Genomic DNA, 23,939 nt, shown 5'->3' with positions numbered 1-23,939 from the left:
TACTGCACTTAATATACCAAATAACTCTAATGACTTTTTATTTTAAAATTCCACTAAAGAATTTATTCCTTTACTCTCAATTTTCAACTAATATTTGCTTTTCTCCATGTTTCATAGGCTTTTCAAGCTTTAAAAAGTATTTGATTTCTACACAATAAAAAAATAAGAGTGCATCAAAATTTGATACACCCTTTATAAAAAATTTATATAAATTGAGAGGTAATTTATTTAAATATTTTTCCTGGATTTAATATATTTTTAGGATCGAATGCTAATTTAATTCCTTCCATTACTGAAAGTACATCGTTTGAAAGTGATTCCTTTAAATATGGTTTCTTAGCAAAACCTATTCCATGCTCTCCTGAAACTTGTCCTTTTAATTCTTTTGATTTGTCATACATGTCTTTCATAACTAATTCAAGTTTTTCATGCCATATATTTTCTTCTAATTGATCTTTTAAAATATAAATATGCAAGTTTCCATCTCCAGCATGTCCAAAGCTCTTTATTCTAATATTAAATTTACTTTCAAGTTCATGAGTAAATTTAACAAATTCACCTATTTTATTTCTTGGGACAACTACATCAACTTCATCCATTTCTGTAGTTAATGCCTTTATTGCTTCAAGGAAACATCCTCTAGCTGACCAAATTGATTCTTGTCTTTCTTCTGTGTCAGATATAAATACGTCTATTGCTTCTGCATCTAAACATATATTAGCTACATTTTCATATGCTTTTTCAATTTCTTCTGTTGAATTTCCATCAAAAGTTAATAGTAGATATGCATCTGATGATTTATCTGGGAAACTCTTACCTAAAAATTCTTCAGCTGCTAATATAGCTTCTCTTTGCATAAACTCAATAGCTGTTGGTATTGTTTTTGATTTAATTATTTTAGGTACTGTATCTATAGCATTCTCTAGTGTTGGGAATGGTATAAGTAAGCTTAATGATTTTTTAGGAAGTGGTAATAATTTTAATATAGCTTTAGTTACTATACCTAAAGTTCCTTCTGATCCTATTAGTAAATCTTTTAATGAATAACCAGAACTGTTTTTAACTACCTTTCCACCTAACTCTACTACTTTTCCATTTGGCATTACTACTTCTAGTCCTCTTACATAATCTCTAGTAACACCGTATTTTACGGCTCTCATTCCACCCGCATTTGTGCTTATGTTACCACCAATAGTTGCTGATTTTTCACCCGGATCCGGTGGATAAAATAAATCAAATTCTTCAACATATTTACCTATTTCCATAAGTAATACCCCTGGTTCTAATGTAAGAGTAAGATTTTCTTCATCTATTTCTAATATCTTATTCATTCTACAAAGATCTATAACTATTCCACCTTTAATTGGAACAGCTGAACCTACAAGACCTGTACCTGAACCTCTTGGAGTTACTGGAATAGAATTTTCATAAGCATATTTCATTATCTTTGAAACTTCTTCTGTGCTTATAGCTTGGACTACTATGTCAGGCATTTTCTTTATTCCACCTAATTCATCATGGCTATAATCTTCATTTATTTCATCTCCAAAGAAAACTCTCTCTTTATCATTTTCTGCAATAGATAGTATATATTCATAATCTTTAACTTCAACATTTTTATAAGTCATAGCCTTATGCCTCCTTGCTCATTTTTATTTTTTCTATAAGTTGTGGAATAATTTCATATATATTACCTACTACTCCATAATGAGCAACTTTAAATATAGGTGCTTTATCATCATTATTTATAGCAAATATATGTTCTGAATTATTCATTCCAGCTGAGAATTGAACTGCACCTGAAATTCCACAGGTTATTATAAGTCTTGGTCTTACTGTTCTGCCACTTAATCCAATTTGTCTTTTAGCATCAACCCATCCTGCTTCAATTAGAGGTCTAGTACATGCAAATTCTGCACCTAATAACTCTGCAAATTCTTTTATCATTGCTAAATCTTTCTCTGACTTAACCCCTCTACCAGCTGCTACTATTACTTCGGCATCACTTATTCCGACCTCTGTATTTTTTTCTTTAATTTCAAGAACATTAATACCAGATTTAAGCTTATCCTTTTTAATATCACATTTAATTATTTCACCATTAACATCATCTGTTCTTTCTGGTGCTGTCATTACTTTATATCTTACTGTTGCAAGTTGTGGTCTTGAATTAGGTGTAACTATTTGTGCCATTATATTACCACCAAATGCTGGTCTGATTTGTACTAAATCTGTATCTTCTTTTATATCAAGTATAGTACAATCAGCTGTAAGACCTGTTCTAAATCTAGCTGCCATTCTAGGTGCTAATGATCTTCCTATTGTTGTAGCTCCAACTAATATTGATGATGGTTTTACATTTTTAATAAAATCTTCAAATGCTGCTGCATAAGGTTCTATTCTAAAATCTTTTAATTCTTCATCATCGTATACAAATACTTTATTTACTCCGTAATGTAACAACTCTTTTGCTTCCTCTGAAACTTTATGACCAATAAATACACAGTAAACAGGGTGATTTATTTTAGCTGCTAATTCTCTAGCTTTACCAATCAATTCATAAGTTACTGGATGAATTTTTCCGTTAACATGATCTACGTAAACAGATATCCCTCTCCATAAATCCTTATCTATTGACTTAACTTCTTCTTCAATATATTCAATTGCTCCTTTTGGTCCTTTCTTTACACAAAGCTTACACATTTTACAAGCTCCATTTATCTCAACTTTTCCATCATTTATCTCAAGAGCACCAAATGGGCATATTTTTATTAACTCTTCCTTATTAGTTATCTTTTCTTGATTAACAACTAACTTTGCCATAAATCATTCCTCCTTGATTAACGTTTTTATTCATATATCCTTAATAATCCTTTTTAATATTATTTATAAAAATCCTTATACTCACTAAAAGCTAATTTATAGTTAAATAAACTTAAACTCTTTTAATTTATGTTCTATTTTTTCAGTTAACTCATTTGAATTTCCTGTCCACATCTCTCTATCGTCATTAACTTCTGGTGGAAATATTCTTTCAACTTGAGTTGGTGAACCATTTAATCCATATTTCTTTTCATTTCTATCTTCAAAATCATTTAAACTCATAATTGAAATTTCTTTGTCTTTAGTTGCAATTTTCTTTCTATAAGATGGAAGTCTTGGTTCAAAAATTCCTTTATCTACAGTTATTAAGCAAGGATATGAAATTTCAACTACTTCTAAAGTTTCAGGCATATCCATTTCAACTATAATTGATTTTTCTTTAATCTCTATGATTCTCTCAACATTTGCTACATGAGGTATGTCTAAATACTCTGCCATTTCTGGTCCTACTTGAGCTGTATCTCCATCAGTAGTTTGCTTACCGCAAATTATCAACTCAAAATCTCCCATTTTTCTTACACCTTGAGATATTGTGTATGATGTAGCTAAAACATCAGCACCTCCAAATTTTCTATCTGATAATAATGCTCCCTCATCAGCACCCATACTATATGCTTCTCTAATTACACTAAGTGCTTGATTAGGTCCCATACTTAAAACTTTTACATTTCCACCTTCATTTTCTTTTATTCTTAATGCAGTTTCTAATGCATATAAGTCATATGGATTCATTTTTGAATCTATGCCATCTCTTTTTAATACTCCAGTAACTGGATCAACCTCTACTTTTGAAGTTCCTGGTACTTGTTTAATACAAACTAAAATATTCATGTAAATACCTCCTAAAAAACTATATTTTAAAATCCAAATAGTGGTCCACAGAAATATATTAATAATCCTGAAAACACAATGTAGAATAAACAAACTTTTAATGTTGAATTTAATATTTTACCTTCACTACCAACAAGATTGGTAGCTGCTGTTGCAACTGCTATACTTTGTGGTGAAATCATTTTTCCTGCGGTTGCTCCCATTACATTTCCCCCTGCAATCCAATACGGATTTGCTCCAATTGAATTTGCAGCTTGTACTTGTAATTCTCCAAATAAAACATTTGCTGAAGTATCGCTTCCTGTTATAAAGGTTCCAAGTGCTCCTATTATAGGTGATATTAATGGATAAAAACTTCCTGTTACGACTACTAAAACATCTGCTATAGATTTAATCATTCCACTGTATCCCATAACTTTAGCTAAAGATACAATTGAAACTATTGTTATACAAGATTTAACCATTTGTTTCATAGTTGAAAGTAAAACCAAAGTAATCTCTTTAACTTTACATCCCTGCAATAAACCACCAACATAAGTTGCTAGTATTATTAAGACTCCTGGAGTTACAATCCATGAAAAAGTATATGGCTTTCCACCCGGTCCTGTATAAATTGGTATAGAAGTTTTTATTTGTGATAATGGTTCATAAATCGATTTAAACAATGGTGAACATATCATTACAAATAAAAATACTAGTATAAATGGTAACCATGCTTTAAATCCTTGATTAAATGTAACCTTGTCTTCAGTACTTGTCTTCTCTTCTGATTTGTTATAAAACTTCTTTGCTACAAAGATTGTTAATGCCATAGAAATTACTGAACCTATTACTGCTGGTAATTCAGCTCCAATGAACTTTGCAACAAACACTTGTGGAATTGCAAATGACATTCCTGATATTAATGTAATTCCAAAAACTCCTCTTATTGATTTAATTCCTTTACCTGTTAAGGCAACTAGTATAAATGGAATTATTATTATCATTACAGCTAATTGGATTGTTATTGCATAGGATAATTGATGTATGTCTAGCCCTGTAATTTGCGCTAGTGTTATTATCGGCAATCCTATAGCACCAAAAGCTGTCGGAGTTGTATTTGCTATTAAACAAATAATAGCTGCAAATACTGGTTCAAAACCTAATGCAGCAAGAATACTTGCTGGTATTGCTACTGCTGTTCCAAATCCCGCTATAGCTTCAAGAAATCCTCCAAATCCCCAAGCTAAAATAAGTACTAATATTCTTTTATCTGTTGTTACGCTTGTCATAATTTTTTTTATAATGTCCATGCTGCCTGTATGAATAGATAAATTGTAAGTAAAAACCGCTGCTACAATGACAAGCATTATTGGCCAAAGTGCTAGTGCTACACCTTCTAAGGTTGAAGTAAATGCATCAGTAATATTCATTTTCCAAACGAATATTGCGAGTAATACTGTTATTAAGAGAGCTATAGGGCAAGCCTTGTGACCTGCAATCTTAAGCTTTCCCAACGAAATCATAAGCCAAATAATAGGAATACAAGCTAAAACAAATAAAATGTACACGGCTATCCCTCCATTTTGGTAACATATCATACCAATTAGTAATTGGTACTACCACTTACAATTATTATTATACATTCAAAACCTTTACATGTAAATAATTGTTATTAAATTAACAGAAAACATTTATATTGAATTTATAGTTAAAAATATACCTTTTTATTGCTAAAATCGTACTTTTTCTCCTCTTTAACATAATAAAATCCAAAATTCCCTATAAAAAAAAGTTTCTATAAAAATAAAAATATAATTTTTATTTTTATAGAAACTTCTTCTTTGATATTTTATTAACAATATTTCACTCAAGAATAATTTATTATTCTTCGTATCCATATGCTTTCCATATTAAATCAAAATGTTCTAGCATTGCCTTAAATACTTGTTTTTCATTTCTAAATTTTAATGCTCTCACTAAATTTTCATGTATTGACAATAATATTTCTCTACTATTACCAGTATGTAAAATTTGCATTCTAGATGATTTTATAAATTCATCCATAAGCTGAGATATTACTTCAAGTATATTAATAAGCAAAACATTTCTTGCTGCTTTTGCAACAACATAATGAAATTTAATATCTAATTCTAAACTTTCTTCTTCTGTTCCTGCTTCATACATTCTATCTAATATAGCACTTAAATGATCCAACTCATTATCTGTTATATTCTTTGATGCTAATCTTCCACACTCTAGCTCTAATGTTTTTCTTAAATCATACATCTCTTTAAGAGAACTTTCTTGAAGCATAAACATAACTGACAGTGGTTCAAAAAGTGAATTATCAAAATTAGTTCTTATATAATTTCCTGCCCCTTGTCTGCTTTCTATAAGTCCTATTACTTCTAAAGCCTTTATAGCTTCCCTTATTGAAGTACGGGAAACACAAAGAGATTCTGCCATTTCTCTTTCAGATGGAAGCTTATCACCTTTTTTGAGTTCACCACTTTTTATTTTATATTTTATCTGCTCTATGACTTGATCGTATACTTTCGGTGTCTTAATAGGTGTGAACATAATGATTAATCTCCTCTTTAATAATATTGTTAATTATATTATAACTAAAAATTAATATTAATTACTAGTTATCGTAAAATTTAATTGACAAAATTTTAAAATTAGAATATATTAGTTCTAAGGAACATTAAATTTAATATTGAATTAAGAGGGAGTAGTTATAATATAACATCAACATGCTCGGTTATTTATTTACCTGGTGTTATAGCCTTTTTGGTGACGAGACTTTTAATATAATTTCAGAATTCTGAAATTATATTAAAAGTCTTTTTTTATTCATTAAGCATTTCAAATAAAATAATGAGCAAACTATATAAGGATATTGCTTATTATTTTTAATATATGATAACTAATATAAGAAGGAGATTGAATGAGATGGAAAAGTATTTTTGTAAAAGTTCTGAGGATACTTTAAAAAATTTTAATGTGACCTTAAACGGTCTTACCGAAGAACAAATAAAAGAACAGTTAAACAAATATGGAGAAAATGCATTAACAGAAAAAAAGAAAAAAAGTATTGTTTCTATATTCTTAGAACAATTTAAAGACCTGCTAGTTATTATTTTAATAGTTGCCGCTATAATATCAATAGCAACTGGTAATATTGAAAGTACTATTGTTATTTTAGTAGTTATAACTATAAATGCTATTTTAGGTACAGTTCAATATATTAAGGCAGAACAATCATTAAGCAGTTTAAAGGCGCTCTCCTCTCCTACTGCCAAAGTTATTAGAAATTCTAATAAAATCGAAATTCCATCTAAAGATGTACTGCCAGGTGATATATTAATATTAGAAGCTGGTGATTTAGTAGTCGCAGATGGAAGAATACTTGAAAGTTTTTCATTACAAGTTAATGAAAGCTCTCTAACAGGTGAATCAGAAAGTGTAAATAAAATTTCAGAAAAAATCGATAAAACTGAAGTCGCTTTAGGTGATCAAAAAAATATGGTTTTTTCAAGTTCTTTAGTTACTTATGGAAGAGGTACAGTCCTTGTAACAAGCACTGGTATGAATACTGAATTAGGTAAAATTGCTACTTTAATGGAAGAGACTCAAGAAAAGAAAACTCCTCTTCAAGTATCCCTAGATGATTTTTCTAAAAAATTAGCTATTGGTGTAATAATTATTTGTGCAATTGTATTTGCTTTAAATGTTTATAGGGATAATACAATTTTAGATTCATTAATGTTTGCCGTTGCCCTTGCTGTTGCAGCTATTCCAGAGGCTCTTAGTTCAATAGTTACTATAGTTCTTTCTATGGGAACTCAAAAGATGTCTAAAGAACATGCAATAATTAAAAACCTTAGAGCTGTTGAAGGATTAGGTTGTGTATCTGTAATTTGTTCAGACAAAACAGGTACATTAACTCAAAATAAAATGACAGTTAAAAGTATTTTTGTAGATGATAAATTAATTACTTCTGAAGAAATTGATTTAAATAACTCACTTTCAAAATTTTTAGTAGATAGCTCTATTCTTTGTAATGATTCTACATCTGTTGATGGTAAAGAGCTTGGTGATCCAACTGAAGTAGCTTTAACTAATTTAGGACATAAATTTGATATAAATGAAATAGATTATAGAAACAAACATCCTAGATTAAGTGAAATTCCTTTTGATTCTGATAGAAAATTAATGAGTACTCTTCACAATATAGATAATGAATATTTAATGATTACTAAGGGTGCTATTGATGTATTATTAAATAGATCATCATTAATAAAAACATCTAAAGGTGTAAGAAAAATTACTGAGAAAGATATTAATGACATAAATAATATGAACCTTAAGTTGTCTTCTAATGGATTAAGAGTATTATCATTTGGATATAAAAAATTGGATGATAAAAAAGATCTTTCTTTGGATGATGAAAAAGATTTTATATTTATTGGATTAATTTCAATGATAGATCCACCTAGAGAAGAATCAAAAGCAGCTGTTAGAGATTGTATTAAAGCTTCAATTAAACCAGTAATGATTACAGGTGATCATAAGGTTACTGCTTCTGCTATTGCTAAAGAAATAGGTATATTACAAGAAAATGACATATCAGTTGATGGTATTGAATTAGATAAAATGTCTGATAAAGATTTATTAGATAAATTAGAACATATTTCTGTTTACGCTAGAGTATCTCCAGAGCACAAGATTAGAATAGTTAAAGCATGGCAAAGTAAAGATAAGATAGTTGCTATGACTGGTGATGGTGTAAATGATGCTCCAGCGTTAAAACAATCTGATATTGGTATTGCAATGGGTATTACAGGGACTGAAGTTTCTAAGGACGCTGCTTCTATGATATTAACTGATGATAACTTTGCAACAATAGTTAAATCTATAAGTAATGGTAGAAATATTTATGCTAATATAAAAAATTCAATTAGATTTTTACTTTCTGGAAACACTTCTGGAATATTAGCTGTACTATATTCTTCATTAAGAGCTTTACCAATACCATTTGCTGCAGTACATTTATTATTTATAAATTTACTTACTGATAGTTTACCTGCTATTGCAATAGGTATGGAAAAATCAACAAGAGATGTTCTAAATGAAGAACCTAGAGATAGTAAGGAATCTATCTTAAATAAAGGTTTTGTAAAAAGTATACTTATTGAAGGATTATTAATCGCAATTGCTACTATTACAGCTTACCATATAGGATTATCTAGTGGTCCTGTAGGCACTGCTAGTACAATGGCATTTGCAACTTTATGTTTAGGTAGATTGTTCCATGGTTTCAACTGTAGAGGAAGAAAATCTATATTTGCATTAGGTCTATTTGATAATAAATTTAGTTGGATAGCTTTCGGAATTGGATTAGTACTATTAAATGCAGTATTATTAGTGCCTCCACTACAATCATTATTTGAAGTTATTCCATTAAATGGAGCAAATTTAGGATATATATATCTATTTGCTTTCCTTCCAACATTAATAATTCAAATATATAAAGTCATCAGATATGATTCAGAAAAAGATGATGATATAAGTACTGAAAATAAAGGTGGTAAAATTAAAGAAAAAAAGCAGGTAGCTTAAAGTAAGAATATTTGCATAAAATTATAAGTATGCTGTATTTTAAATACATGTTTATATATGCAATAGGTAAAATGCATTGTAATTGGATTTTGAGAATAGTTAAGTGAAAATCAAAAAGTAAGTGTCCAAATTTTACATTTGGCTACACGAACTTTCACACAGTGCATTTCACATTTTGCTTTTTTGAACTTACTCAGCGAAGTCGAGTTTCATTTTAATATTTACATTTACCGCTTGTCTCAATTCTATATTGAGATCAATCTAAAATGGGACTATAATCATTTTAGTATTCCTAAGTTCAATTACTCAGTCCATTTTATTTATACATATATAAACATCTGACTAAAAATATAGCTTAAAGTAAAAATATTAAGAGTTAAGTGGCAAAGTCTTGTCCTTTAACTCTTATTTTTTATATAGTATACTAAGTTTAAAGTATTACGATAAATTAAACTTATGGAGGATACATGAAAAATTTAATTGAAAAAGCAAGTGTTACACATGAACTAAATAAAGATGAGATATTACAATTACTATCATGCGATGATATAAATGATGATTTATTTAAAGCTGCTGACAAAACTCGCGAGAAATATTTAGGTAATATTGTTCATTTAAGAGGATTAATAGAATTTACTAATATATGTAAAAGAAATTGTTTATATTGTGGATTGAGAAGAGATAATAAAAATATAAAAAGATATAGATTAAGCAAAAAGGAAATTATAGATTTTGCAAAGAAAGCTGTATCTTATGGATACAAGACTATAGTTCTTCAGGGTGGCGAAGATGACTTTTTTACTAAAGAAAAAATGGTGGAAATAATAAAAGAAATTAAAAAGTTAAATGTGGCATTAACATTAAGTTTAGGTGAAAAAACTTATGAAGAATATAAAGCTTTTAAAGAAGCTGGTGCTGATAGATATTTACTTCGTATTGAAACAACTGATAAAAAACTTTATGAAGAAATGGACCCTATGATGAGTCACGATGAAAGATTAAACTGTCTTAAAAATCTAGGAAATTTAGATTATGAAGTTGGAACAGGTGTATTAGTTGGATTACCAAATCAAACATTAGATTCTTTAGCAAATGATATTTTATTTTTCAAAAAATTAAATGCTGATATGATTGGTATTGGTCCTTTTATTCCTAATGAAGATACCCCCCTAAAAGACTCTGAAGGTGGAAATTTAAATTTAGCTTTAAAAGTAATGGCTATAACTAGATTGTTGCTTCCTGATATAAATATTCCTGCTACTACTGCAATGGAATCATTACATAAAAATGGACGTATTTTAGCACTTCAAAGTGGTGCTAATGTAGTTATGCCAAATGTAACTGAAGGTGAATATAGAAAGCTCTATGCACTGTATCCTGGTAAGATTTGTACGGGAGATACTCCTTCTCATTGTAGAGGATGCATAACTGGAAAAATAACCTCAATTAATAGAGAAGTTTCTGATGGGTATGGATTTAGAGGAAATCAAAATAAAAATTCTCACGATAAATAATTAATTAACTTTATAAAATGCCCCAATTTGAAACAATGTTGATATATAGAATATGTGAAACAGATCCTTATAAAAAAGCTATCACAAAATATTTTCTAATAATCATTTTGTGATAGCTTTTAATTTATTATTTGCTCTGTTTTAAGGCATTATTGATATTTTAATTTAAAATATCAATATTAAGTATCTGATATGTTTTTAAACCCTTGACCTAACACTTCTGTTATTTCATTTACTGTTATAAATGCATTAGGATCATTTTTTATTATGAATTGTTTTAATTTAATAAATTGAGTTCTGCTTAATATAGTTAAGATAACGCAATTTTGTTTTTTAGTATATCCACCCTTACCATAAAAAACAGTACATCCTCTCTCAACATCTTTCATTATGTAATTTGCCACAAGTTCTTCTTTATCAGTAAAAATCATAACTTGCTTAGATAAGTTAAATCCATCTATAAATTTATCTATTAAAATACTAGTTAAATATGAGCTTAATAATCCGAATAGTCCTAGCTCTACGCCAAATGTATAAATTGCTAATAATATTACTACCGAATCTGATATTAACAATCCCTTTCCAAAATCCATATGACAATACTTGCTTAATATTTTAGCTATAATGCTAGTACCTCCAGTTGTAGCATTTTGAGTATACATAATTGCTATTCCCATGGCTACTAATACACTTCCAAATATAGTTGCTAAAACTAAATTATTAGTTATTGCTGCTGGCTTATGAAATTTTTCAACAGCTGATAATATAAAAGATAAACCAAATGCAGCATATATACTCTTTATGCCAAAACTTCCTCCAATAAATATAAAAGCTGCAATAAATAATACAATATTACACACAATCATTACTATTCCAGGTTTAATTCCTAAAATCTTATTTAAAATTAATGCTAATCCAGAAATTCCCCCAGATGCTATATTGTTGGAATAGAAAAACATTTCAATACCGATGGCAACTATTATAATTCCTATAGTTATTATAGTATATTCTTTTAAGAATTTCTTCATTTCAATCTCCTTTAAGCTTCTTATGTCTAAAGTAAATATTATCATGTAAATAACATGTATAAAATCCTAACTATAAATAAAATTTTCCCCAAATAAAGTTATTGGAATTTTGAATTCTGGAATACCATATACATATGGTGCTATCTCATATAATTGATAATATATTATAAGATTATTTTCATCCAAATAAAAATCATGATTTTCATTTATGCCTTTAAATATTTTTCCTGAATCAAAGTAATTATCAGGATTCTTTCCTATTTGCTTTTCAATTTCTTTATTTATTATATTTAAATAATCATATCCTGATTTAAATAAATCATTTAATTTTAAAAATTCTTCCTTATTTTTATTTATTGTATATGAAGTTCTAGTAGTCATGCCATGTGCTCCACCTAAAAATTCATAATAATCATTATAAAAACTCAAAATATTATTATCATTCCTAGTAATAATATATTTAGATGATATTTGATAAGGAAAACTAGGAATAATATTAGTATCCTTAAAATACTCTGCTGAAGTTTTTTCTGCTTCGGTTATTGGATTCATAACATCGCTATTTATCTTTGAATTTATACTATTAATTTTATTTTTATCTTTTCCACCTTCTATTTGCAAAATTCTAACATCTTCTATTAAATAACTTAAATTTTTATTTATAGACTTTTCCACAATTTTTAGATTATTGTCGTTTTTTATTCTATTACTTATAAACATGTATTGTGGATAACTTTGTGATAACATTAATGGAATCAAAAATACCGACATAATATTTGAAATTAAATGCATTATCTTATTTTCTCTCCTTCCGTAAAACATACCTAAAAAAAAATATTAACAGAATACACAGATAGTTTTTTTGTATTAATTTAAATTTATAACAGGTTATCCACAGGCAATTGTGGATAATGTTGATAAGTTGTAAATTTTTTTCTTTTTTGTTTTTTTGTTATAAAAAAAATATTATGTTAAAATGTGCTTATTGTGTTTATATTATAAGTAAAGACTTAAAATAACTAGGAGGATACTATCATTGAAAAATTCAAATAATTTTTTTACAAAAAAAAATATTATTATACTGACTTGTGTTTTAATTTGTGTAATTATTTCATATTTTATGTATAATAACTTATTCTTAAAAGATACTGTTGATAAAAATTCAAATAATTCTACTACTACTGAGGCTATTGATGATAATAATCCAGAAATTAATGATACGGATAAAGAAATTTCTGATGTTGAATATGAAAAAGAAACTAACACAAAGAATGATTTAAAATTAACTAACGAGAATGTTGGAGTTCCTGTTTTATATTATCATTCAGTTAAAAGCTCTGAGGATAATGAGGTTATTATAGCTCCTCAAAAACTTAGAAATCAACTTAGATATATAAAAGATTCTGGATATACTACTTTAACTCTTAAAGAGTTAGAAGATTATCTATTAAACAATACCCCTATTCCAGAAAAAAGTATTGTAATCACTTTTGATGATGGATATATGGATAACTATACTAATGCATTTCCTATATTAAAAGATTTAGATATGAAAGCTACTATATTTTGTATTACTTTTGAATTAGATGGAGGATATTATCTTTCAGAGTCAGCTATAAAGAAAATGTCTGATTACGGAATAGATATTCAAAGCCACACTGCAGGGCATCCTGATCTTACTAAAATGACATATGATGAACAATTAAAAGAATTTTTAGAATCTAAAGAAACATTAGAAGCAATTACTGAGAAACCAGTTACTAGTATTGCTTATCCTTATGGAAATTATGATGATAATAGTGTAAAAGCTGCTGAAGATGCTGGTTTTAAATTAGGATTTACTACAGATTTAGGTCTTGCTGATAGAGACGATAATCCTCTATTGCTTAACAGAATTTATATAAGTTCTAATTATGACATGGATACATTCAAACAATTATTAGAAAACACAAAAAAATAAAAGACTATATGTAAGCATGTTTTGATATATATAATAGGCAAAATGGAATTGTATAAGTCCACTTTGCTTATTCACATATCAGCATACCGATTAAACATATGTCTTTTTTATCTATTCATATAAACTTGTTGTTAATTTATGTTGATTTCCACCATTATTTATTAACACAGAAATTTGACTCTTGTTCTCACTTTTATTTTTTTCATTTACTTCATTTAAGAATTTACTAGTCTCTTTTAGCGTACCGTATTTTAAAGTTTCTCCATTTACAGTTATTAATATTTTATTATCCGAAGGTATCATTTGATTATTAATTGCATAATCTAAAATTTCTTTTATAGACTCGTCGATGTTCTTATGTAAAACATCAGTTGAAATTATAAGTTTACTTCCCTTTTCACTTGCAGAATATGAATATATAACTTTATTTAAAAAATTACATTCTAATTTTATAGCCGAAGTTGTGTTTACTATTATTGTACTTTGTGGTTTACAGTAATGTGAATATAAAGACATTCCCATTATCATTATTAAAAATATCAATATACAAAAATGTATCTTATAATTCCTAAAAGATTTTTTCTGCTGCCCACTAACTTCTTGTCCAATTTTAGTATTTTTATCACATTTTATTTTAATTATTTCACCATTTGATGTTAAAATATATGCACTACTATTTAAACTTTTTAATACTAATCCTCTAAAAAATTCTGTTTTCTTTATATTATTTAAGCCTGCTACATTATTTGATTTTTCTTCTATCTTGAAATATTCTTGAATCAATTTGTAATTTACATTTGAAAAAATAACATAATAAAATAGAATATATTCTTTCCATGTTCTTAAAAATTCATCACTAACATCAATTTTTTTGCAAATATTCCTTATAGGTAAATCTCTTTTTCTTTCAACAGAATCCCTTAAATTATCATCTTCTAGTATATAATAAGAAATATTTAAAATTATATTACGTTGCTTTTCTTTAGGAGGATAATTAATTAAATCCTTAAGTAAAATATTATATACGGGCAATTTTTTAAAAAATGATTCTATTTGTTTGTTTCTATTTATATCTGTTTTTCCACCTATTAATAACATGTTTGGTGCTGATGAAAAGACATATTTAATTCTTAACTTGTCCATTTCAATTTTCCTCCAATTGAATATTATAATATTTCATTTAATCAATATTATAAATATCAAAATTAACTATTGTTTCATATGATGTTATTATATCATAGAAATTTATTTTACTGCTATCCACATTCAACTCCAACCTAAACAATTTATCTATAATCTCCAATTATCATAATCTTAAAAATATTAATATAGTACTTAAAAAATTAATATATTTAATGGAGATTAATATGAGAAAAAAAGTTATATATGTAGATTTTGTAAAAAAGCGTAAAATAAATTTTCTTACTTTCGTTTTCAACCGTCTCATTTCTTATATACATGTCAAATTTTCTCCAGAGTTCCTTGATAATAATTATTTAATTAATAATACTAATACTAAAATTGATTACTACAAATTTAAATGATAAAATTAAAATATATTTATTAAAATTTATTTTAACTTGAAAGGAACTTTGTTATATGAGAGTTGGACTTGGATATGATGTTCATAAACTAGTTGAAAATAGAAAATTAATTTTAGGTGGAGTTGAAATTCCTTATGAAAAAGGATTATTGGGTCATTCTGATGCTGATGTTTTATTACATGCAATAATGGATTCATTATTAGGAGCTTGTGCATTAGGAGACATTGGTCGTCACTTTCCTGATACTGATAATAAATTTAAAGGAATATCTAGTATAAAACTTTTAAAAGAAGTAAATAAGTTAATCATAAAAAATGGATATATTATAAATAATATTGATTCTGTTATTATTGCTCAAAAACCAAAACTTTCTCCATATATAGGAAATATGAGAGAAAATATATCTAATGCTCTTAATATAGAGATTGATCAAATTAATATAAAGGCTACTACAGAAGAAGGTCTAGGTTTTACAGGAAATTTGCTTGGAATATCATCACAAAGCATATGTTCTGTTATTAAAAAATAATATTTTAAGGGTTACTAGAAATTATTTAAAAATCTTTTCTAGTAACCCTTATTAATTTTTATAAAACATGGTCTTATTTTAAAACACTTCTGTCAATTTTTTTAATAATATTTTTTTGAATTTTTCTCCCTTTTCTTTATCCTTAGCTGCTTTCTCACAAATATATTTCCATTCTTCTAAAGATACACCTATCTTTTTTTCCAACTCTTTTTCTGTGCTAGTAATTAAACTAGATGATACTACAAAATCACCTAATTCTTTAGCATCTTTGAATATTTTTATATATATAAATTGTTTATTGTCTCCACTCCACCTAACATTAAAATCTTTTGCAAATTTTCTTACTTCCAAATCAAGTTTGCTAATAGGAGCATCCCAAAGACTATTTAACTTATTATAGTCATGTTTCATTTTATTTGCTATTTCTTTATTGATTTTTTTTAATCTTTCACCTTCTTTAATAATAACTTCAACGGGTAAAGGTGGAATCCTAGTAACTAGTTTCTCTTTACCATATATCCATTTATAAAAAGCTTCTTGTAAGAATGAATGCTGAAAATACCCAAGTAAAGTTTTAAGATTAGGCATATATCCCCAAATACTACTCACGCCTGCATTCTTATTAAAAATAAGTGTATGAAAATAAAGACTTTTTTCTGTTGGAAGTTCTTCCATAAACATATGTCCTCTAATCGTCTTATTTCTACTAGTTATATCATCCCAATATTTAAATGAATTATACTTTTCCTTCAACTTAACCACCATTCTTTCATTTATTTAAACCATTTTATTTTATATTCCATCTATTTACTTATATTATATAGTATATAATACTATCTTAACAAATTATTTATACTATATTTTTTTGTATTTTTATCGTTAATATAGTTTTTTTAATTATATTACTATTATTGGTATTTACTTCTATAAATATTCTATTAAATTTCACATGGTTATAATGCCTAAATTAAAGAAAAATAAAAAAAAGTATATTTTCAAACTTCTAGTCTGAAAATATACTTTTTCATTAATATAATAATTTATAAAATTGAGGATTGGTAAATCGTTTTTAAAATTTTAATTTATTTAATCAGTTTAATTGGTTAACTTGTTAGTTAGCTTTTTTAGCTGCAATATTATGAGAATTCCATGTGAATGATAAGAAGAATATTGCTAAAACACATGAAATCATTAATAATATGAATCCACCGTCCCAGCTAAACTTATCAACAACAGCACCCATTGCAACTTCTGCTGCAACTTGTCCACCCATGTATCCAAATAGTCCGGTGAAACCAGCAGCTGTTCCTGCAGCTTTCTTAGGTACAAGGTCTAATGCACTAACACCTATAAGCATAACAGGTCCGTAGATTAAAGCACCGATTGATGCTAAAGCACAATTAATTGCCATTGGGCTTGTACTCTTCCAATAAACATATGTTGCAACTGCAACTCCAACCATACAAATGATTCCTATTGGAGCACGTCTTCCATGGAATATGTGGTCACTAATCCATCCAACTATGATAGTTCCTGGAATAGCTGCATATTCAAATAAAGCAAATGCTACTGAAGAATCTTTTGGGTTAAAATGTCTTACTTCTTGTAAGTATGTTGGAACCCAGTTTATAACACCATATCTAACCATGTAAACAAATACATTAGCTATAGCAATACACCATAATAATTTGTTATTAAATACATATTTAAATAATATTTCTTTTGCAGTAAGTTCTGCTTCTGCATCTTCAACTTGTTCTGCAACTTCTGGATAATCATCCATATATTCTTCTATTGGTGGTAAACCAACTGATTGAGGAGTATCTTTTGCAAAGAACATATAAAGAATACCACCAACTATAGCAATTATTGCTGGTAAATAGAATGAACCTTTCCAACTTCCAAATATAGATACACCAAGTAATACCACTGTAGCGATAAATCCGCCACCTACATTATGTGCTGTATTCCATATTGACATCTTAACTCCACGTTCACTATCTGAGAACCAGTGAGTCATTATTCTACCACATGGAGGCCATCCCATACCTTGGAACCATCCATTAAGTAACATTAATATAAACATCATACCTATATTAGTTGCATTAGGTAAGAATAAATTTGTTACACCTGATAATATAAGACCTATTGCTAGGAAATATTTTGGATTTGACCTATCGGACATATTACCCATTACGAACTTACTTACACCATAAGCTAATCCTAAAGCTGAGGCAACAAAACCTACTTGAGTTTTTGTAAATCCTTGGTCTATAAGATATACCTTAGCTAATGAGAAATTACTTCTTACAAAGTAATAAATAAGATATCCCACGTATATACTTATAAATACTTGTATACGATATCTCTTGTAGCTTGATGGTATCTTTTCTGCTGGCATTCTCTCAATATGAGGTGCCGGTTTTAAAAAGTTAAACATAAAAATCCCTCCACAAAATTAATCTTTTAGTCTATAAAACTTGTTTATTTTATACTATAAATAATTCCTGTAATAAAAGAAATATTTAAAATATGCTTAAATTAGTAACTAAACACTCCAAAGCTCTTGCTTAGTTGTAGATATACATGTTGCACCAGATTGCAATGCTGAAATAATTTCTTGTTTATTCTCAATTAATCCACCTGTAATTATTGGTTTCAATGTGCTTTTAGACATATCTTCTATAACCTTAGGTAAAATTCCAGGTAATATTTCTATTGCATCAGCTCCTGATACTAAATGATTCTTTGAATTTGTAAATGACAATGTATCAAATATAAAAAATCTTTGAATTGCTAATAATCCATAATTTTTAGCAATTTTAAGGATATGTGGTTTGGTGCTTATAATTCCTTTAAATTTAGTATTTTCTTTTAAGTAACTAATTACTACTTCTTTAGTTGAAACAAAACCATCAACTAAATCTAAATGAATTATTCCAAATTTCCCTTTTTCCTCTATTAAATCTCCTATTTCTTTTATATTCATAATACTGCCAAATAACACAAATATAATCTGTACTGAAGATTCTAGCGCTAATGCTAATTCTTCTTCATTTTTTACAGATGCTATAATAGGGTTCTGTTCTAATAACTCTACTGTACTCATTAAGCTTCCCCCTCTTTGAAACGTTTACTATGTTTATATAATAACAATTAATCTTTTCAAAACTTAATCTTAATTGTTTCAAAAATGTAACACTTGAGATTTGTTTTAAGTATTATTTATTATAGGTAAATATGTATATATTTAGGATGTATATCATGAAAGCTTCTAATACTTACCTGTAATAGAAGTTAAGTAAATTGATATTTTATTCTGATTATTTTATAATATATATATAAGCTTTTAAGGAGGAACGCAGTTGTATTTGTGTGAAATATGCCAAAAGCAGGCTGATATTCATCATATTGTTCACAGAAGTGAAGGTGGATTGGATATACAATTAAATTACAAGTATTTATGTCCATATCATCATAGAGGTAAACCAGGCCCTCATCATTGTGAAGAAACTGATATTTTGTACAAGTTAGAACTTCAAAATAATTTATTTTATCTACTTCAAAATGATTATTATAAATTTAAAGAATTAATGTTAATACTTGAAGTATCTAAAAATCAACTAAAAAGAATAGTTAAAGATTTAAAAGTATATAAAGAAGGATTTAAAAAATTAGATATAATAGTTAAAATTATGGGTGGAAAACTATATACTGAGGAAATGATTGAAAATTTAACTCTAGATAAATTAATCGACAATATAGATAAAGAACCTTAATTTTACAACAAATATTTTTCTTATTTTATTGACATAAAAAAATGTAATGATTATAATAAAAAATAATATATGATAATACGTTGATGAGGACAGTAAGCTAAAACCTTATTTTCAGAGAGAGAATATGTTGGTGGAATTATTCTTAAATAACTTTAGTTGAAAACCACCTCTGAGTGACCTTAATACAGTCCGCTTATTACCACGTTACGGTAATTTCAAGTGATCTAATACTCTACTTGTTTAATTAAGATAAATATATTTTTAATTTAAATAAGTGTATTAGATAATTAGAGTGGAACCACGGATATTACTTCGTCTCTATATATTTAGAGACGGAGTTTTTTTATTTTGTACTAAATTTTATTTTACAGTTTTGAAAGGAGTTTTTTATAATGATAAAAGTAACTTTAAAAGATGGTTCAGTTAAGGAATTTGAAGCTGGATTATCTATATATGAAATAGCAAAATCAATTAGTGAAGGTTTAGCTAGAAACGCTTGTTGTGGTGTTGTTAATAATAAAGTTTGCGACCTTAGAAAAGGAATTAATGAAGATATTTCTTTAAGCATATGCACTTTTGATTCTCAAGAGGGTAAGGATGCTGTAAGACATAGTATATCTCATGTTTTAGCTTATGCTGTTAAAAGATTATTTCCTGAAACAAAATTAGCTATAGGACCTTCTATTGCTACTGGTTTCTACTATGACTTTGATAAAGATATTGCATTTTCAGCTCAAGATTTAGAAAAACTTGAAGCAGAAATGAAAAAAATAATCAAAGAAAACCCTTCAATTGAAAAATTTGAACTTCCAAGAAATGAAGCTTTAGAATTAATGAAGGATGAACCATATAAAGTAGAATTAATTAATGATTTAGGTGAAGATGAAATAATATCATTCTACAAGATTGGTGAATTCACTGATTTATGTGCTGGTCCTCATGTTATGTCATTAAAATCAATTAAAGCAATCAAGCTTATTAGAAGTGCTGGTGCTTATTGGAAAGGTGACGAAAAAAATAAGATGCTTACTAGAATATACGGTACTGCTTTCTTAAAGAAATCAGAACTTGATGATTATTTAGAAGCTGTAGAAGAAGCTAAAAAGAGAGATCATAATAAACTAGGTAGAGAACTTAAATTATTTACTACTGATGAAAATGTAGGTCAAGGTCTTCCTTTATTAATGCCAAAAGGAGCTAAGATTGTTCAAATTCTTCAAAGATGGGTTGAAGACGAAGAAGAAAAAAGAGGCTATGTATTAACTAAAACTCCACTTATGGCTAAGAGCGACCTTTATAAAATTTCTGGTCACTGGGATCACTACAAAGATGGTATGTTTGTATTAGGAGATGAAGAAAAGGACGAAGAAGTTTTTGCTTTAAGACCAATGACTTGTCCATTCCAATATACTATATACAATGCAGAACAACATAGTTATAGAGATCTTCCTATAAGATATGGTGAAACTTCTACTCTATTTAGAAATGAATCTTCAGGAGAAATGCATGGACTTATAAGAGTTAGACAATTTACTTTAGCTGATGGCCATTTAATTGTAACTCCAGAACAATTAGAGGAAGAATTTAAAGGTGTCCTTGAATTAATTAAATATATAATGAAAACTTTAGGAATTGACGAAGATATAAGTTATAGATTCTCTAAATGGGATCCAAATAACACTGAAAAATATATAAATGATCCTGAAGCATGGAATAAAACTCAAGATACTATGAGAACTATATTAGATCATTTAAATATTGATTATGTTGAAGCTGATGATGAAGCTGCATTCTATGGTCCAAAGCTTGACTTACAATTCAAAAATGTTCATGGTAAGGAAGATACAATAATTACACTTCAAATAGACTTTGCTTTAGCTGAAAGATTTGATATGAGCTATATTGATAAAAATGGAGAAAAGAAACGTCCATATATAATTCATAGATCATCAATTGGTTGCTATGAAAGAACTTTAGCAATGCTTATAGAAAAATATGCTGGTGCATTCCCTACTTGGCTTTCTCCAGTTCAAGTAAAAGTGTTACCAATATCAGATAAATACAATGATTATGCTGAATCAGTAGTTAAATCATTAAGAAATAAAGGTGTTAGAATCGAAGCTGATTACAGAGCTGAAAAAATCGGTTATAAAATCAGAGAAGCTAGACTTGAAAGAACTCCTTACATCTTAGTTGTTGGAGAAAAAGAAACTGCTAACAACGAAGTTTCTGTAAGAAGCAGAAAAAATGATGATGAAGGTGCTATGAAATTAGATGCCTTTACAGAAAGACTATTAAATGAAATAGCTACAAAAGAAAGATAATTTCTTTTGATTCATTGAAATAGTTTATGATTTAGTATAAAGCTTATGGACTGAGGAATTTGCTTTAAGAATACTAAAATAAAGCTTAGTCTAATTAATGCATGCTCCCAATGAAACATTGTACTGTGTGAAAGTTCGTGTTTCCAAATGTAAAATTTGGACACTTACTTTTGACAAGCAACTAATTCAACAAATCTTTATTAAGAATTCTAAAAAGTAAATTCCAATGCCATTACGCTCCTATACTAAATCATAAACATTCATAAATCAAACTTGTAAATTTAAATAATAATATTAAAATAGGAAGTTAATTAAAATGTATCTAAATAGATATTTCAATTAATTTCCTATTTCTTTATCTTAATTTTTATTTTTATTTTTAAAATATGTTGGATATATGCAATAGGTAAAGTGGCATTGTAATTGGACTTTGAGAATTCTTAATGAGTATTGTCAAATTTACTGCTTGTCGCAATTTTATATTGAGAGCAAGCTAAAATGGGACTATACTCATTTTAGTATTCCTAAGTTTAATTACTTAGTCCACCTTTATTTATGCATATATCAACATTTGCTTAAAGAAAATTCTTATTAAACTTGATCTAAAGCTTGTTTAACATCTTCTAATATATCATCTATATTTTCAAGGCCAACTGATAATCTAACAAGTCCTGGTGTTATTCCAGCTGCTATAAGTTGATCATCAGCAAGTTGGCGATGTGTTGAACTTGCTGGATGAAGTACGCATGTACGAATATCTGCTACATGAACTACATTTTCTGCAAGTTTTAAATTATCCATAAATCTAATTGCATTTTCTCTGCTTCCTTTAATTGAAAATGATACTACTCCACTACAACCATTTGGTAAGTATTTTCTTGCTAAATCTTCATACTTATTTCCCTTTACTATTGGATAATTTACAAACTCAACTTTTTCATTATTACTTAAAAAGTCTGCAACCTTTTCAGCATTTCTGCAATGTTTTTCTATTCTAACTGAAAGTGTTTCAAGACCTAGATTTAAAAGAAATGCAGCATTTGCTGGTATATATGCCCCTAAATCTCTCATAAGTTGTACTCTAGCCTTTGTTATATATGCTGATTTCCCAAAATCTTTTGAATAAATTACGCCATGATATGATTCATCTGGCTCTGTAAATTCTGAGAATTTACCATTTGTCCAATCAAAGTTACCACTATCTACAATAACGCCTCCAATTTGTACTGCATGTCCATCCATATACTTAGTAGTAGAATGTATTACTATATCTGCCCCAAATTCTATAGGTCTACAAAGTATAGGTGTAGCAAAAGTATTATCTATTATAAGAGGTACATTATTCTTATGTGCTATTTTAGCAAACTTCTCTATATCAAACACAGCTATAGCTGGATTTGCAATAGTTTCTCCAAAAACAACTTTAGTATTATCTCTAAATTCCTTTTGAATCTCTTCTTCTGACGCATCAGGATCAACAAATGTACAGTCTATTCCAAATCTTTTAAGTGTTACTGCGAATAAATTGATAGTTCCCCCATAAATTGTTGCCGCACTAATAATGTGATCTCCAACCTTTAAAATATTTAATATACTTATTAAAGATGCAGCTTGTCCAGAGCTAGTACAAAGAGCTCCTATTCCACCTTCTAATGAAGCTATTTTATCTTCTACAGCCCCAACGGTTGGATTTGATATACGTGAATACATATGCCCCTCAGCAGTTAAATCAAATAATTTTCCTATTGATTCTGTACTATCATATCTATATGTAGTACTTTGATAAATAGGTAACGCTACTGGTTCCCCATTCTTTGGTTTATAACCTTCATGTAAACACTTTGTTTCTATTTTCATATTTTATTGCCCCCTAAATTTTATTGCTTATTTATTTAAAACATGTTTTAAGATATTAAAAAAAACCATTTCCCTGACTTTAA

At 27.8% G+C, this 23,939-nt stretch carries 18 protein-coding genes and 1 other annotated feature; of the genes, 6 read left to right on the top strand and 12 right to left on the bottom strand.

The window, feature by feature from the left end; translation table 11 throughout:
* Positions 1-224 precede the first annotated feature (224 nt).
* From RYM86_RS04080 to RYM86_RS04060, 5 genes are all read right to left on the bottom strand, one after another.
* The gene (locus RYM86_RS04080) at positions 225-1,628 is read right to left on the bottom strand and encodes an FAD-binding oxidoreductase (RefSeq protein WP_315078012.1); all 1,404 of its coding nucleotides are present in this window, start codon (positions 1,626-1,628) and stop codon (positions 225-227) included.
* Between the two features lie 4 nt (positions 1,629-1,632).
* Complete coding sequence (locus tag RYM86_RS04075; protein WP_315078009.1) at positions 1,633-2,823, bottom strand: FAD-binding protein; 1,191 nt, start codon at positions 2,821-2,823, stop codon at positions 1,633-1,635.
* Between the two features lie 102 nt (positions 2,824-2,925).
* Positions 2,926-3,714 (bottom strand): electron transfer flavoprotein subunit beta/FixA family protein, encoded by a 789-nt coding sequence (locus RYM86_RS04070; RefSeq protein ID WP_315078007.1) that lies wholly within the window; start codon positions 3,712-3,714, stop codon positions 2,926-2,928.
* Positions 3,715-3,740: 26 nt separating this feature from the next.
* Positions 3,741-5,270, bottom strand: a complete 1,530-nt coding sequence (locus RYM86_RS04065; protein WP_315078109.1) for an L-lactate permease — start codon at positions 5,268-5,270, stop codon at positions 3,741-3,743.
* A 307-nt stretch (positions 5,271-5,577) separates the two neighbouring features.
* The gene (locus tag RYM86_RS04060; protein WP_315078005.1) at positions 5,578-6,276 is read right to left on the bottom strand and encodes a FadR/GntR family transcriptional regulator; all 699 of its coding nucleotides are present in this window, start codon (positions 6,274-6,276) and stop codon (positions 5,578-5,580) included.
* Positions 6,277-6,651: 375 nt separating this feature from the next.
* On the opposite strand from RYM86_RS04060, the gene RYM86_RS04055 reads away from it, so the two are divergent.
* Positions 6,652-9,321, top strand: coding sequence for a cation-translocating P-type ATPase (locus tag RYM86_RS04055; RefSeq protein WP_315078004.1), 2,670 nt, complete (start codon positions 6,652-6,654; stop codon positions 9,319-9,321).
* A gap of 467 nt (positions 9,322-9,788) precedes the next feature.
* Complete coding sequence (gene hydE, locus RYM86_RS04050; protein ID WP_315078002.1) at positions 9,789-10,835, top strand: [FeFe] hydrogenase H-cluster radical SAM maturase HydE; 1,047 nt, start codon at positions 9,789-9,791, stop codon at positions 10,833-10,835.
* 179 nt (positions 10,836-11,014) lie between these two features.
* On the opposite strand, the gene RYM86_RS04045 is transcribed toward hydE, so the two are convergent.
* Positions 11,015-11,863: a YitT family protein gene (locus tag RYM86_RS04045; RefSeq protein ID WP_315078000.1), complete on the bottom strand. Its 849-nt coding sequence runs from the start codon at positions 11,861-11,863 to the stop codon at positions 11,015-11,017.
* A 66-nt stretch (positions 11,864-11,929) separates the two neighbouring features.
* Positions 11,930-12,655 (bottom strand): DUF3298 and DUF4163 domain-containing protein, encoded by a 726-nt coding sequence (locus RYM86_RS04040; RefSeq protein ID WP_315077998.1) that lies wholly within the window; start codon positions 12,653-12,655, stop codon positions 11,930-11,932.
* Between the two features lie 244 nt (positions 12,656-12,899).
* Between RYM86_RS04040 and RYM86_RS04035 the strand changes: the two genes are divergently transcribed.
* Positions 12,900-13,823 carry a polysaccharide deacetylase family protein gene (locus RYM86_RS04035; RefSeq protein WP_315077996.1) on the top strand — a complete coding sequence of 308 codons (924 nt, stop codon included), beginning with the start codon at positions 12,900-12,902 and terminating at the stop codon, positions 13,821-13,823.
* 111 nt (positions 13,824-13,934) lie between these two features.
* Here the strand turns inward: RYM86_RS04035 and RYM86_RS04030 are convergent, their stop codons facing one another.
* Positions 13,935-14,966: an anti-sigma factor domain-containing protein gene (locus tag RYM86_RS04030; RefSeq protein ID WP_315077993.1), complete on the bottom strand. Its 1,032-nt coding sequence runs from the start codon at positions 14,964-14,966 to the stop codon at positions 13,935-13,937.
* A gap of 456 nt (positions 14,967-15,422) precedes the next feature.
* On the opposite strand from RYM86_RS04030, the gene ispF reads away from it, so the two are divergent.
* Positions 15,423-15,896 (top strand): 2-C-methyl-D-erythritol 2,4-cyclodiphosphate synthase, encoded by a 474-nt coding sequence (ispF, locus tag RYM86_RS04025; RefSeq protein ID WP_315077991.1) that lies wholly within the window; start codon positions 15,423-15,425, stop codon positions 15,894-15,896.
* A gap of 78 nt (positions 15,897-15,974) precedes the next feature.
* On the opposite strand, the gene RYM86_RS04020 is transcribed toward ispF, so the two are convergent.
* The 3 genes from RYM86_RS04020 to RYM86_RS04010 all read right to left on the bottom strand — a co-directional run bounded on the left by RYM86_RS04020 (position 15,975) and on the right by RYM86_RS04010 (position 19,005).
* Complete coding sequence (locus tag RYM86_RS04020; RefSeq protein ID WP_315078108.1) at positions 15,975-16,571, bottom strand: hypothetical protein; 597 nt, start codon at positions 16,569-16,571, stop codon at positions 15,975-15,977.
* A 436-nt stretch (positions 16,572-17,007) separates the two neighbouring features.
* Positions 17,008-18,336, bottom strand: coding sequence for a glycerol-3-phosphate transporter (glpT, locus tag RYM86_RS04015; RefSeq protein ID WP_315077989.1), 1,329 nt, complete (start codon positions 18,334-18,336; stop codon positions 17,008-17,010).
* Positions 18,337-18,444: 108 nt separating this feature from the next.
* Positions 18,445-19,005, bottom strand: a complete 561-nt coding sequence (locus RYM86_RS04010) for a glycerol-3-phosphate responsive antiterminator (RefSeq protein ID WP_315077988.1) — start codon at positions 19,003-19,005, stop codon at positions 18,445-18,447.
* Positions 19,006-19,261: 256 nt separating this feature from the next.
* On the opposite strand from RYM86_RS04010, the gene RYM86_RS04005 reads away from it, so the two are divergent.
* Both RYM86_RS04005 and thrS read left to right on the top strand, forming a co-directional pair.
* On the top strand, positions 19,262-19,675 hold the full coding sequence (locus RYM86_RS04005) for an HNH endonuclease signature motif containing protein (protein WP_315077986.1): 414 nt from the start codon (positions 19,262-19,264) through the stop codon (positions 19,673-19,675).
* 71 nt (positions 19,676-19,746) lie between these two features.
* Positions 19,747-19,998: a binding site (T-box leader), on the top strand.
* Between the two features lie 69 nt (positions 19,999-20,067).
* Entirely contained in the window at positions 20,068-21,999 is a 1,932-nt protein-coding gene (gene thrS / locus RYM86_RS04000; protein ID WP_315077985.1) for a threonine--tRNA ligase, read from the top strand.
* A 591-nt stretch (positions 22,000-22,590) separates the two neighbouring features.
* Here the strand turns inward: thrS and RYM86_RS03995 are convergent.
* Positions 22,591-23,856, bottom strand: a complete 1,266-nt coding sequence (locus tag RYM86_RS03995) for an aminotransferase class I/II-fold pyridoxal phosphate-dependent enzyme (protein ID WP_315077984.1) — start codon at positions 23,854-23,856, stop codon at positions 22,591-22,593.
* Positions 23,857-23,939: the final 83 nt, after the last annotated feature.

Origin of the sequence: uncultured Clostridium sp., assembly GCF_963527835.1 — a bacterium.
Taxonomy (GTDB): domain Bacteria; phylum Bacillota; class Clostridia; order Clostridiales; family Clostridiaceae; genus Clostridium.
Note: the sequence above shows the minus strand (reverse complement) of the source record. Positions and strands in the feature narration are given on the sequence as shown.

Excerpts from the sequence above, each read along its gene's own strand:
- RYM86_RS04045 (WP_315078000.1), bottom strand. The coding sequence starts at position 11,863 with ATGAAGAAATTCTTAAAAGAATATACTATAATAACTATAGGAATTATA.
- RYM86_RS04070 (WP_315078007.1), bottom strand. The coding sequence starts at position 3,714 with ATGAATATTTTAGTTTGTATTAAACAAGTACCAGGAACTTCAAAAGTA.
- RYM86_RS04030 (WP_315077993.1), bottom strand. The coding sequence starts at position 14,966 with ATGGACAAGTTAAGAATTAAATATGTCTTTTCATCAGCACCAAACATG.
- RYM86_RS04020 (WP_315078108.1), bottom strand. The coding sequence starts at position 16,571 with ATGGAAGAACTTCCAACAGAAAAAAGTCTTTATTTTCATACACTTATT.
- RYM86_RS04055 (WP_315078004.1), top strand. The coding sequence starts at position 6,652 with ATGGAAAAGTATTTTTGTAAAAGTTCTGAGGATACTTTAAAAAATTTT.
- ispF (WP_315077991.1), top strand. The coding sequence starts at position 15,423 with ATGAGAGTTGGACTTGGATATGATGTTCATAAACTAGTTGAAAATAGA.
- glpT (WP_315077989.1), bottom strand. The coding sequence starts at position 18,336 with ATGTTTAACTTTTTAAAACCGGCACCTCATATTGAGAGAATGCCAGCA.
- RYM86_RS03995 (WP_315077984.1), bottom strand. The coding sequence starts at position 23,856 with ATGAAAATAGAAACAAAGTGTTTACATGAAGGTTATAAACCAAAGAAT.
- RYM86_RS04060 (WP_315078005.1), bottom strand. The coding sequence starts at position 6,276 with ATGTTCACACCTATTAAGACACCGAAAGTATACGATCAAGTCATAGAG.
- RYM86_RS04080 (WP_315078012.1), bottom strand. The coding sequence starts at position 1,628 with ATGACTTATAAAAATGTTGAAGTTAAAGATTATGAATATATACTATCT.
- RYM86_RS04010 (WP_315077988.1), bottom strand. The coding sequence starts at position 19,005 with ATGAGTACAGTAGAGTTATTAGAACAGAACCCTATTATAGCATCTGTA.
- hydE (WP_315078002.1), top strand. The coding sequence starts at position 9,789 with ATGAAAAATTTAATTGAAAAAGCAAGTGTTACACATGAACTAAATAAA.
- RYM86_RS04040 (WP_315077998.1), bottom strand. The coding sequence starts at position 12,655 with ATGCATTTAATTTCAAATATTATGTCGGTATTTTTGATTCCATTAATG.
- thrS (WP_315077985.1), top strand. The coding sequence starts at position 20,068 with ATGATAAAAGTAACTTTAAAAGATGGTTCAGTTAAGGAATTTGAAGCT.
- RYM86_RS04075 (WP_315078009.1), bottom strand. The coding sequence starts at position 2,823 with ATGGCAAAGTTAGTTGTTAATCAAGAAAAGATAACTAATAAGGAAGAG.